The sequence below is a fragment of the Pseudomonas shirazensis genome, from assembly GCF_014268785.2.
Lineage (GTDB): Bacteria > Pseudomonadota > Gammaproteobacteria > Pseudomonadales > Pseudomonadaceae > Aquipseudomonas > Aquipseudomonas shirazensis.
The window spans coordinates 525,767-539,425 of record NZ_JABWRD020000001.1 but is presented as its reverse complement, the minus strand read 5'-3'; the positions used below and the strand labels follow the sequence as shown (position 1 = coordinate 539,425).

Annotated in this window: 2 protein-coding genes; both read right to left on the bottom strand. The window is 65.3% G+C overall.

Features of this window, described 5'->3' with window-relative positions:
• Positions 1-112: 112 nt before the first annotated feature.
• Positions 113-10,582 carry a non-ribosomal peptide synthetase gene (locus HU736_RS02240; protein ID WP_186699709.1) on the bottom strand — a complete coding sequence of 3,490 codons (10,470 nt, stop codon included), beginning with the start codon at positions 10,580-10,582 and terminating at the stop codon, positions 113-115.
• A complete protein-coding gene (locus HU736_RS02235) occupies positions 10,579-13,659 on the bottom strand; it encodes a non-ribosomal peptide synthetase (RefSeq protein ID WP_186699707.1) in 3,081 nt (1,026 codons plus the stop codon). Before HU736_RS02235 ends, HU736_RS02240 begins: the two co-directional genes overlap by 4 nt.

Here is a 13,659-nt window from a genome sequence, read left to right as displayed (position 1 = left end):
TACTGCACGACCAGCAAAGCTACAGCTCGTCACATTGACGCATACAGATGCATTTTCGCAAAAAAAGGGCACCTGTCGGTGCCTTTTTTTCAACATTTTTCACAGCAAGCTATCACCCCTCCAACGCCCGGTCGCCCAGCACCTCCCCCAGATCGCGATCAATCCGCCCATCAACTAACTGCCACAGCACCTTCAACAATTGCTCGTTCAGCAGACCCACCGCATCCTCAGCGAATGCATCCAGTCGGTAGTCAAAGCGCAGCTGCAATTGGCCTTTCAGCTCCACATACAGCGTCAGCGGGGTATTGGCCTGTTCGACACTGTTCATGGCCTGCAAGCGCAAGCCGCGGCTGTCACCGCTCGCTTGTGCGGCGCTGACCGGATAGTTCTCAAAGACAATCACGGTATCCGCCAGAGCACCGCCCAGACCCGCCCAACCTTCGATCTCAGCCGGTGCGTTATAGCCATGCTCGCGCACTTGCAGGTTGCGCGCCTGCAAATCCTGCAGCCAGTCGCCCAGCCCTTGTAGGCGATCTATTTCGGCCACCAGCGGCACATCGTTGATATACAGGCCCAACTGCCGCTCGATATCGCGCAAGTGCGGCGGTCGTCCAGACAAGGTCACGCCGCAGGCGACTGTCGATTCACCCGTGTGATGGTGCAGCAGCAACAACCAGGCGGCCTGCATTAGCGTGTTGACGGTGATTTTCTGCCGGCGGGCAAAACTGGCAACCTGTTCGGTCTGCAGTGTGTCAAAGCGGTAGGCCAACTCGCCATGCCCTCCTGCCGCTGCCGCAGTGCGGCCGATGGCGCAGCGCTGCAGCAAGGTCGGCGTGTGCAACAAGGCCAGTTGCCCTTGCCAGAAGTGCTGATCGGCAGAACGGTCACGGCTTTGCAGCCAAGCAATGTAATCGCGATAGCCACCACCACTGCGCACCAGCGCCTGCCCGGTATAGGCAGCCAGGACATCGTTGAACAGCTGAAAACCACTCCAGCCATCCAGCAGAATATGGTGATTGGTACACAGCAGCCGATAGCGCGCGCCACCGCGGTGAATCAACACCAACCGCAACAACGGCTCAGCATCCAGTTCAAACCCACGCATGCGCTCATCATTGGCCAACTGTTCAAGCTGAGCAGTGCTTAGTTCGCAACCCTCCACCTGCCGCAACGGCAACCGCACCTGGCGATGCACCACCTGCACCGGAGCAGCCAACGGCGCCGCCCAGGCAAACCGGGTACGCAGGATCGGATGATGATCCATCGCCGCCTGCCAGGCCTGGCGCAGCCGCTCCGGGTCGACGCCATCGAGGTCCATGCACATCTGGTTGACGAAGTCGCCCGCCACCGCGTCATGCAGCTCATGTTGCAACAGGTACTGTTGCATCGGCGCCAGCGGATAGATGTCTTCGATGGCCGCAGGCGCGACGCCAAGTGCGTCCAGCTGGGGCTGCGCAAGCCCGGCCAAAGGGAAGTCGGATGGGGTGACGCCGGCGTGGCGCTCGTCCCAGCAATGTTCGATCAGCTCGGCCAGCGCCTGCACATAGGCATCCGCCAACGCCTGCATCGGCGCAGGGTCGAACATCGCCTGGCTGAAACTCCAGTCCAGGCGTAGACGGCCGTCATACACCTTGCCGCTGATCGACAGCCAATTGCCCAGCGGCGCCTCAGCGCTGGAATCGCTGCCATGGGCTTCGCTGGCCGGGCTGAACAAGGCATCATCCTGGCTGAAGCTGCCGTCGAACTGGCCGAGGTAGTTGAAGGTGATGCGCGGTACCGGCAGCGCAGCCAGTTGCCGACGAGTATCCGCCGAACCGAGGTAACGCAGCACGCCGTAGCCCAAGCCTTTGTCGGGGATGGCGCGCAGTTGTTCTTTGATGGCTTTGATAGAGCTTGCAGGATCGTTAGCCGGTGTCAGCTTCAGCGGAAACACCGAGGTGAACCAGCCGACTGTGCGGCTGAGGTCGATGTCGTCAAACAGCGCCTCGCGGCCATGGCCTTCGAGCTGGATCAAGGTCGAGCCGGCGCCGGTCCACTGGCCCACCACCTGGGCGAGCGCGGTGAGCAGCAGGTCATTGACCTGGGTCCGATAGGCTGCCGGCGCCACCTGCAACAGGCGACGGGTCTGTTCGGTGTCGAGCTGGGCGTGCACGCTGGTGGCATCGAGGCCGCTGGCGATCGCGTTGGCTGCAACACCGGGCAGACCGGTAACCGCGCCGCTGAGCTGGCTGCACCAGTAATCCAGTTCGGCCAGCGCGTCGGCGCGCTGCGCATGAGTCTGCAAGCGCTCGGCCCAGCGTTGATAGGCGCTGGATTTTGCCGGCAGGTGCACTGGCTGGTTTTGCAGCGCTTGCTGATAGGCCTGTTGCAGGTCTTCGAACAGCAGCCGCCAGGACACGCCGTCGACCACCAGATGATGCACCACCAGCAACAAGCGCTGGCTGCCATCAGCCAAGGTCGCCAGCACTGCCCGCAACAACGGCCCGGTAGCCAGATCAAAACTGCGCTGGGCAGCTTCGCAGCGTGCTTCCAGTTCAGCGGTATCGGCCACCTCGACCTGCCACAGCAGACTCTGAGCAACGTCTACGTCACGGTAGTGCGCCTGCCAGCCATCGGCTTGCTCGACAAACGCCAGGCGCAGCGCATCGTGGTGGGCGACCAAGGCCTGCAGCGCCTGCTCCAGCGCGGCGGCCTGCAATGGCTCACGGCCCTTGAGCAGTACCGACTGGTTCCAGTGATGCCGGCTCGGGATCGGCTCCTCGAAGAACCATTGCTGCACCGGCAGCAGTACCTGCGCACCGGTTACCTGGCCTTGGTCGATCTGCTCGCCATCACCCACTTCAGCGACGGCAGCCAAGGCCTGAATGGTCTGCTGCTCGAACAGGTCTTTAGGCGTAAAGCGAATCGACGCCTGCCGCGCACGGCCCACCAGCTGCAGCGAGATGATCGAGTCGCCACCGAGTTCGAAGAAGTTGTCGGTGACGCCAACCTGCTCGACCTTGAGCACGTCCTGCCACAACGCAGCCAGCGTGCTTTCGACGTCATTGCGCGGCGCTACGTAGCTGCGCGCAGCGTGGTCAACCGTCGGCAGCGGCAAGGCCTTGCGGTCGAGCTTTCCATTGGGTGTCAGCGGCAGTTGCTCGAGCAGCAGCCAATGCGCGGGCAGCATGTAATCGGGCAACGCGGCCTTGAGTTCGGCCTTGATCGGCTCGAGCAAGGCTGCATCGGTATGCGCCTGGCGTTGGCCAGCGGCGGCCACCAGATAAGCCACCAGCCTGCGCCCTTGGGCAGTTTCCTGCGCCAGCACCACGGCTTCGCTGATGGCGGCAAAGCCCATCAGGCGCGCTTCGATCTCGCCTAGTTCGATACGGAAGCCGCGAATCTTGACCTGGTTGTCGATGCGGCCGAGGTACTCGAATACCCCCGCCTCGTCCTGGCGCACCACATCGCCGGTGCGGTACAACCGCGCACCGGCTTCGCCATAAGGATCGGGCACGAAGCGCTCGGCACTTTGTCCAGGGCGGTTGAGGTAGCCGCGAGCAAGGCCGGTGCCGCCGATGTACAACTCACCCGCCACACCGACCGGCAACAGGTTGAGGTCGGCGTCGAGCACGTACGCGCTGCGCTCGCCCACGCAACTGCCAATCGGTGCATAGGCCGCGCTGCAGACGTCATTCAAATCAGTGCGCCAGACCATCGGCGTGACCACGGTTTCGGTCGGGCCGTAGCCGTTGATCATCATCTTCGGCTTGAGCACCTGCTGCACCAGCTCGAAGCTGGCCTGCGGCATGGCATCGCCACCAAAGCTGTACAGGCGCATCGGCGGTGGATTGCCGACCCGCTGCACGTGCTCGGCAAGCTGATGCAGATAGGCCGGCGGGAACCCAGCCATGGTCGCGCCGTACTCGCGCAGCGCCTCGCAGGTCTGCTCCGGGGTCCACAGGCTGTCGTCGCGCAAGAGGATGCTGCTGCCATGCAGCAAGCCGGTCAGCCAGCGTTCATGAGCGCCGTCGAAGGCGAACGAGAGAAAGTGCAGTTCGCAATCGGCCGGCGTCATGCGATAGGCCTCGCCGGTGCTGCGACAGTGCATCGCCAGCGGGCCGTGGGCGACAGCGACGCCTTTGGGGCGGCCGGTGGAGCCTGAGGTGTAGATGATGTAGGCCAGGCTTTCGGGTGCAACCTCGACGACAGGTGTGCTGCTCGCGTGCTGGCTGAGGTCAAGGTTGTTCAGCTCAAGCACCGCCAGCCCCGGCGGGATCGGCAGTTGCGCGCGCTGCGGCGCCACGGTCAGCAGCAGGCTGATGGCGGAATCTTCCATCAAGTACGCCAGACGCTCGCGTGGGTAGCTGAGGTCCAGCGGCACGTAGGCGCCACCGGCCTTGAGCACGGCGAGCAAGGCCACCAGCAAGCCGTCACTGCGCGGCAACGCCACGCCCACCCGCAGCTCCTGGCCGACGCCGCGGGCGATCAGCTCATGGGCCAGGCGGTTGGCACGCTGGTCGAGCTCGCCATAGCTAAAGCGCTGGCCGTTGAAAATCAGCGCCTGACGCTCTGGCCAGGCCCTGGCCATGGAGCCGATGCCCAGGTGTACCGGCGGTTCGGCGAAGCGTGGCCAGTTATGGCACAGCGCAGCGCGCTCCGCTTCGGTCAGCAGTTCGATGCTGGCCAAGGGGCGCTCGGCGTCGACCATGAAGGCGGCTAACAGCTGCAACAGATGGCCATTGAGACGCTCGATGGTGACGCGGGTAAACGCTGCGCGGTCGTAGCCGTAGCTGATACTCAGGCGGCGTTCGGCTGCAACTGCCACGGCCAGCGGGTAGTTGGTCCGTTCGCGGCTGGAGACGTCGCCAAAGCGCACGCTACTCTCGGCTTGTTGGCCCAGTGCCTCGGCCACGGGATAGTTGTCGAACACCAGCAGGCTGTCGAACAGTGCCTCGCCGCCGGTGCCGGCCCAGCGCTGGATATCGTTGAGCGGCGTGTGCTCGAACTCACGCAGGGCGAGGTTTTCGGCCTGGACGCTGTGCAGCCAGTCGCCGACGCGCTGGCCTGCCTGCGGGGTGGCAATGACCGGCAAGGTGTTGATAAACAGCCCGACCTGTTGCTCGATCCCCGGCAGCTCTGCCGGCCGCCCGGCCACCGTGGCGCCAAAGGCTACGCTGGCTTGGCCGGTATAGCGCTGCAACAGCAGCAGCCAGGCCGCTTGCACCAGGGTGTTGACGGTGACTTTCTGCTGCCGGGCAAACGCCTGCAGGCGCTGGCTGTTGGCTTCGTCCCAGTCATGGTGGAACTCGCCATGACCGCTCGCACCCGTACCCCGGGCCAGGCTACCGGCCAACCGGGTAGGCTCGTCCAGGGCCGTCAGGCGCTGGCGCCAGAAGCTTTCGCAGGCGGCGCCGTCCTGGCGCTGCAGCCAGCCGATGTAGTCGCGATAACGACCAGGCTGACGGGCCGGCTGCAGGCCGTGATAGCGCTGCATCACTTCGCTCATCAGCTGCGAGCTGCTCCAGCCGTCCATCAGGATGTGATGGTTGGTGTAGATCAGGTGTTGCTTGCCGCCGCCCAGCTCCAGCAGGAGCAGACGCAGCAATGGCGCCTGATCAAAGCGCGAACAGGCCTGCCGCTCGGCAGCGGCCAGTGCCTCCAGATCCACGTCTTGGCCATCGAGCACCTGCAACGGCAGCTCAACCTGACGATGGACAATCTGCACCGGCTCACTCAGCTCGCCCTGCCAGTGGAAGGACGTACGCAGGATGTCGTGGGCTGCAATTGCATCCGCCCACGCCTTGCCGAAACGCTCGGCGTCGAGGCCTTGCACCGGCACCTGCAGTTGATTGACGTAGTCGTCCGAGGCGTGTTGGTAGAGGGTGTGAAAGAGCATGCCCTGCTGCATCGGCGCCAGTGGATACAGGTCGGCGATGGCCCGCGGTGCTACCGGCAAGGCATCCAGCTGAGATTGCTCGAGCGCTGCCAGCGGGAAGTCGGACGGCGTAACTCCGCCGTTTGCCACCTGGCAGCAGTGCTCGATCAGCGCCAGCAGGGTCGCCTGATAGTCGTCGGCCAGCCGCTGCACCGTGGCATCGTCGAACACTTCGCTGCTGAAGCTCCAGCTCAGCGCCAACTCGCCGCCGTAGACCTGGCTGTTGAGGGTCAGCCAATTGCCCAGCGGGGCACGGCTGTCGCGCTCGTCCCCGGCGTTTTCCGCTGCCGGCGCAAACAGCGAATCCTCGTCGAAGCTCTGGTCGAACTGACCCAGGTAGTTGAAGGTGATCGCCGGTTTCGGCACTGCCGCCAACGCGGCGCGGCAGGCATCGTCACCGAGATGACGCAGCACACCGAAGCCCAGACCATTGCCCGGTACCTGGCGCAGTTGCTCCTTGATTGCCTTGATCGAACTGGCGATATCGTCGACTGGGGCCAGACGCACGGGGTACAGGCTGGTGAACCAGCCAACCGTGCGTGACAGGTCGATTTCAGGGAACAGCTCTTCGCGGCCGTGCCCTTCCAACTGCACCACCACCTCAGGGCGACCGGTCCAGCGGCATACCGCTTCGGCCAGGGCCAGCAACAGCAGGTCGTTGATCTGCGTGCGGTAGGCTCGTGCAGCGTCCTGCAGCAGGCGGGTGGTGGCCTCACGTGGCAGACGGGTGTTGATAGCGCGGCCATGGCAGGCCAGGTTGGCGCCGTGTGGGCGGTCCAGTGGCAGGCTGGCATCAGCGTCACGCAAGCGTTGCCAGTAGGCCAGTTCAGCCGCGGTCAGCGGACCGCGGGCGTGCTCGCGCAGGCGCAGGGCCCAGCTCTGGAACGCGCTGGTCTTGGCCGGCAGACGCGCCAGTGTGCCTTGTTGCAGATCCCGGTACAGCTGCTGCAAGTCTTCCAGCAACACCCGCCAGGACACGCCATCGACCACCAGATGGTGGATCACCAGCAATAGCCGCTGGCTGCCATCGGCAAGGTCCATCAGCACCGCGCGCAGCACTGGGCCGTTGCTCAGATCCAGACTGGCTTGTGCACGCTGGCCGAGATCGCGGACAGCGGCTTCGTCGGCCACGGCTTCGTGCCACAGGCAAGCCTCGATGCTGTTGACGTGGCTGGCCTGCCATTGCCCGGCAACCTGCTGATAGCGCAGGCGCAAGGCGTCATGGTGCTGTTGCAGGCTGTTCAGTGCCTGGGCCAGCAGTGCCGCTTGCAGCGGGCAGCGTGGCGTCAACAGCACGGACTGGTTCCAGTGCTGCAACTGCGGGATGTCGCTGGCGAAAAACACCTGCTGGATCGGCGTCAGCGGCATCTCGCCGCGCACTGGGCCCTGGTCGATCTGCAGCACCTGGATACTACTGGCAACGGCTGCCAGCTCAAGGATGGTCTGGCAGCGGAAGACATCTTTGGAGGCAATATGAATGCCCGCCTGACGCGCCCTGCCGACCATCTGGATGGCGATGATCGAGTCACCGCCAAGTTCGAAGAAGTTGTCGCTGATGCCCACCCGCTCGACACCGAGCAGCGCTTGCCAGATCTCTACCAACTCGCCTTGGACGTCGTTGGCGGCAGCGCGATAGTCGGCCTGGCTGCTGACGTCGGGTTGCGGCAGTGCCTTGTGATCGAGCTTGCCGTTGGCGGTCAGCGGCAGCGCGGGCAACAGCAGCAGATGGCTCGGCACCTGATGCGCTGCCAACTGCTCGCCCAGCCACTCACGGATGCCGGGCAGATCGGCCTCGGCGGCGACCAGATAAGCCACCAGCTGTTTGCCGGTCGGGCCGTCCTGAGCAACCACGGCGCATTCACGCACCTGTGGGTGGCTCTGCAGGCAGGCCTGCACCTCGCCAGGTTCGACCCGGTAGCCGCGAATCTTGACCTGGTGATCGACCCGGCCAATGAACTCCAGCAGGCCATCGGCGCGGTAGCGCGCCTGGTCACCGGTGCGGTACAGCCGTGCGCCGTCGGTGTTGAACGGGTTGGGCACGAAGCGCTCGGCGGTCATGCCTGGGCGCAGGTGATAGCCACGGGCGACGCCGGCACCGCCCAGATACAGCTCACCGGCACAGTTCACCGGCAACGCGCCGGCGTCACTGTCGAGCACATAGGCGCGCAGATTGGCCAGCGGCCGCCCCAGCGGCAGGCGTGCGGCGTGCGCCCAGTCGCCATCCAGGCGCTGGGTGATGGCGCCGACGGTGGTCTCGGTCGGGCCGTAATGGTTGACCACGCGGCAGGCCGGGGCCAGCTGCTGGATGCGCTGCAGCAGGCTCGGCGGGCAGGCTTCGCCGCCCAGCACCAGGCACTGCCGGGGGATGACTGCGGCGTTGTCTTCGCCAAGCAGCGCCGCCAGGTGCGACGGGACGATCTTCAGCACATCGATCTGTTCGTTGTGCAGATAAGCACCCAGGGCGCTGCCATCGACCGCCATGTCGTTGTCGATCAGATGCAAGGCCTGGCCGTGGCACAGCGCGCCAAACAGCACGGTATGACCAAGGTCAGCAGCCATGGTCGAGACCAGCGCCATGCTCCGCGCCTGAGTGATCGGCAGGCGTTCGCCGATGGCTGCAACGTAGTTGGCCAGCGCGCCGTGGCTGACGGTGACGCCCTTGGCGCGACCGGTGGAGCCGGAAGTAAAGATGACGTAGGCCAATTGCTGCGGGTCGCTGATCGGCGCCAGCGCCCAGCCTGCGCCGGACAACGCCTGGGTCGGGTCGGGCAGCAGTTGCTGGTGCACGCCGGTCAGGTCGGCAAAGCGCTCAGCCAGCGGCGCCTGCACCAGCAGGTGCTCGAGGGCGCTGTCGGCGATCATCTGGTTGAGACGTTGCTGCGGGTACTCGGGCGCCAGCGGCACATAGGCGCCGCCGGCCTTGAGCACCGCCAGCAGGCCGACGACCATCTCCAGCGAACGCTCGGCAGCGATACCGACCAGTACATCGGCGCCCACGCCCTGCTCGCGCAAGCGCCCGGCCAAGGCTTCGGCCTGGGCGTCGAGTTGGGCATAGCTGAGGCGCCGTGCGCCTTGCACCACAGCGATGGCCTCAGGTGTGGTTTGCGCATGGGCACTGATCCGCGCCGGCACATCGAGGGCGCGCTGCTGCAACGGGCCGCCTTCGGCCCATTGCGCTAACTGCTGGTGTTCTGCCGGGCTGTACAGCGCAAGGTCGCCAATCGCCTGCTGCGGATCGCGCAGTGCATCAGCGAGCAGATTGCGCCAGTGCTTGGCTAGGCGGGCAATGGTGCTGGGGTCGAACAGATCAGTGGCGTACACCAAGGCTGCATACAAGCGGCCATCGGCTTCGCGGGTGCTCAGGGTCAGGTCGAAGCGCACCGCTTCATGCCCGCTGCCCTGCACCTCGACGGTCAGGCCCGGCAATTCCAGGCGGCCGGCGTCGGCTGCGTCGACCAGATGGTTGTAGAGCACTTGAAACAGCGGGCTACTGTCCAGATTGCGCTCGGGTTGCAGGGCATCGACCAGTTGTTCGAACGGCGTGTCCTGATGCGACTGGGCCTCGAGGACCCGGCTTTTGACCTGGGCCAGCAGCGCGGCAAAAGTCTGCTGGGGCGTGATATCAGCCTGTAGCACCTGCGTGTTGACGAAAAAGCCGATCAACCCCTCGACTTCAGCGCGAGTACGGTTGGCCACGGGCGTGCCGACGCGGACCTGAGCGGCGCCACTGTAACGGTGCAGTACGGCCTGGAAGCTGGCCAGCAGCAGCATGAACAGCGTGCTGCCGGTCGCCGCCGACATAGCGCGCAGGCGCGCGCCAAAGGCTGCATCGAATTCGATTTCATGGCGCGCACCGTGGTTGCTGCGGCTGGCCGTGCGTGGCCGGTCCAGTGGCAAAGCCAGCTGCACGTGCTCGCTACCGAGTCGCTCGCGCCAGTAGCCCAGCTGCCGCTCGCCCTCACCGGCCTCCAGCCACAGCCGCTGCCAGTGGGCGTAGTCGGCGTAGTGTACGGCCAGAGGCGGCAACGCAGCGCGCTGCCCCTGCAAGGCCTGGCGATAACCTTCGCTGACTTCGCCAACCAGGATCGGCAACGACCAGGCATCGCAGACAATATGGTGGCTGCAGAACAACAGCACATGCTGCTCGGCATCGAGCTTGATCAGCGTTGCCCGCAGCAGCAAGTCACGCTCCAGATCGAAGGGCTGCTCGGCCAGCGCCGTCATCTGTTCGGCCAATAGCGCTTCGGCGCCCTCACCCGCGGCACTGAGGTCGAGCCGGGTCAGGGCAAACCGACGCTGCGGGTGGATCACCTGCAACACCTGCTGCTCGTGCCAGCGGAAGCTGGTGCGCAGCACTTCGTGCCGCTCGATCAAATGCCCGATCGCCTGCTCCAGCGCGGTGCTGTTCAGCTGTCCACGCAAGCGCAGCAGCGCGGGTTGGTTATAGGCGCTGGACTGCGGGTCCAGTTGCCATACCAACCACAGCCGCTGTTGCGCATACGAGGCCGGCAACTCGCTGATGCCCGCCTCGCGCGGCGGAATCGGCAGAATATCCAGCGACAGCCCCTGGGCGATCATCTTCGCCTGCAGGGCGCTGCGTTCCGCTGGGCTGAAGCCGGCAAAGCGTTTGGCCAGGGCCAACATCCGATCGGGTAGCTGACTCATTGCTGCTCAGCCTCGGCGAACAGGGCTTCGAGGGCATCGAGCTTGTCTTCGTTGACTTCGTTATCGCGGTGCAGCTCGACCTGCTGGGCCAGCAACTCGACGGTTTCACCTTCGAAAAATGCGCGCAGCGGCAGGTTGATATTGAGCTCGCTGTGTACCCGCGAGCGAATCCGCGTGGCCAGCAACGAGTGCCCGCCGAGGGCGAAGAAGTTGTCGTGGATACCGACTTGCGGCAGCTCCAGCGCCTCCTGCCAGATGCGCGCCAGCGTCTGCTCCAGCTCATTGCGCGGTGCGACATAGGCCTGACCGCGTTGCTCGCGGGCACTCAGCGCGTTGCGGTCTAGCTTGCCGTTGGGGGTCAACGGCATGCGCTCGAGCGCGTTGATGAAGGCTGGCACCATATGCTCGGGCAATTGCTCGCGCAGCAGCTCCAGCAGCGCCGCTTCACTGGCCTCGGCAGGCGCGTCGGCGTGCAATACCACATAGGCCGCCAACTGCTTGCCGGCCGCGGTATCACGGGCAACCACCGCCGCTTCGCGTACGCGGCTGTCAGCGCCAAGACGCGCTTCGATCTCGCCCAGCTCAATACGGAAGCCGCGAATCTTCAGCTGGAAATCGAGGCGCCCAAGGTAGTCGAGCACGCCGTCCGGGCGGCAGGCCACGCGGTCGCCGGTGCGGTACAGGCGCGCCCCGGGCACTGCCCCGTGCGGGTCCGGCAAGAAGCGGCTGGCGGTCAGGCTCGGCCTTGCCAGGTAGCCGCGGGCCAGGCCGGCGCCGGCGATATACAGCTCACCCGGGCGACCGAAGCCGACCAGTTCGCCCTGCTCGTCGAGCACCTGCAAGCGGGTGCCGGCAATCGCCGTGCCGATCGCCACGCGCTCGGCCAGCACGGGCTCGGCAACTGCCTGGGCAGTGCACCAGACGGCGCTCTCGGACGGCCCGTACTCGTTGACCAAGAGTGTCTGCGGCAAGCGTTGCTGGTGGCGTTCGCTGAGCTCGACCGGGCAGGCCTCGCCAGCCACGATCACGCAGGCCAGGCCGGCGTCCGTAGGCAGTGCTTCGAGGATCTGCGCATAGAACGATGGCAGCGCGAGGAAGTGCGAGATTTGCTGGTCGGCAACCTGCTGCGCGATCTGCAACGGGTCTTTGTGTGCCTGCTCGGCCGGCAGGCACAAGCTGCCGCCTTGAGCGAGGGTCCAGAAAATGCCGGCCACCGAGCTGTCGAAGGAGAACGATGACAGCATCAGGAAGCGTTGGATCGGTTCGCGGTAGAACTGCAAGCGCGCCTGGGTCGAGGCACAGGCGTTGGCATGGCTGATCATCACGCCTTTGGGCAGGCCGGTGGAGCCGGAGGTGTAGATCACATAGGCCAGATCGTCGCAGTGATTGCTTGCCGGCAGCGGGCTGGCGTCGCCCTCCTTCAACGTCTGCGCGGTTACTTCCAGCTGCACGGTTGCAGCGGGCAGCGTCAGTTCCTCAGGCAGCGCCTGCAAGCGCACCAGGCAGCGGACGCCAGCGTCTTCAAGCATGAAGCTCAGCCGTTCGTGCGGATAGGACGGATCCAGCGGCAGATACGCGCCGCCAGCTTTGAGGATGGCCAGCAGGGTCACCACGATTTCCACTGAGCGGCCGCCGTAGACGCCTACTAGGGCATCACGGCCGACACCTTCGGCTTGCAGGCGCCGCGCCAGGCGGTTGGCCTGGCGGTCGAGTTCGGCGTAGCTCAGCTGGCGGCCTTCGACCTGCAAGGCGATATGCTGCGGATGCAGCGCGGCGCGGCGTTCAAACAGTTGGTGCAGCAGTTGCGCCTGCGGCGTCTGCAGGCTGGCACTGTGGTCCAGCGCCACCAGCACCTGCCGCGACTGGCCGGCATCGAGCGTGGCGATGTCGCTGACGGAGTGCTCAGGCGCGGCCGCAGCTCCGGCGATGAACACAGCAAACTGGGCCAGCCAGGCATCCAGCAAGCCCGGTGCGAGCAGGCCGACCGGGGCCAGTAGTTGCAGAATCAGTTGCTGACCGCAGCGGCGCGCCTGCAGGTGGAGTTTTTCGGCTTGAGCCGGATCTTGCACCAGCGCCAGATCGTGCTCAGTCTCCAGCTCGATGTCACCGCCAAGCAGCAACGGGCCGGGATGGTCCAGAGTGCTCTCGAACAGTTCCACTTCATTGAAACATTCAAGCCAGGAGCGGCTCTGCGCCAACTGCTGGGCAAAGCCCTGCAGGTGCTCGCGCACAGACTGCTGCGCCGGCACCTCTGCGGCAACCGGCAGACGCCGAGCGAAGTGGCCCAAGGTGGCGAGTAATTGTTCGTTGCGACCGTCCACCAGCAGGCTCAGCAAAACTCGTTGTTCGCCCACCAGGCCGCCCAGAAAACCTGCCCATAGCCCGCCAAGCGCTACCTGCGCCGGCAGCCCAAGCTGCGCCGCCAGGCCTGCCACGGTCGCCAATGGCAACTCCAGACGGCTCGACTCCCGCTCGCCGCCCAGGCCAACCCGACGCTCGAATGGCAGCTGCGGGGCTTGAGTAAATTGCGCCAGCAGACCGCGCCAATGGGCCAGGCCCTCTTGGCCCAGTTGCTGCTCGGCAAGCTCCTCCTGCCAGGCGGCGTAGTCGGCATATTGCAAGGCATCGAATTCAGGCAATGTCTGGCCCTGGCCAAGCGCCGCCAGTTCATCAGCCAACAGGCGCAGACTGGTCCGGTCAAGGCTGGCCAGCGGCGCGGCGAGCAGCACTTGCTCAGCCCAACGCACTGCCACCAGCGGCGTCTCTGCCAACACTGCGCGAGCCAGCTCGCGGGCTTGCTCAAGGTCAGCCGCGTGCATCAGGCGTACCTCGGCCTGCGCGCTGATCGCCTGGGCGGGCAACTGCAGGCCAGGCACCTGGGTGTAGCGGGTGCGCAGGATTTCGTGGCGCTCGGCCAGTTGCAGCAGCGCGGCGTGCCACTGCGCGTCGTCACCGACAACGCTGGCAGGCAGCTGCAGGGTGGCCAGCAGCGGGCGCCCGGCATTGCGTTCGGCGCGCAGCAGTGCAGCTTGCTGGGCGGAGGTCTGGAAGATTTCTGCTGGAGTGCTGTACGTCAT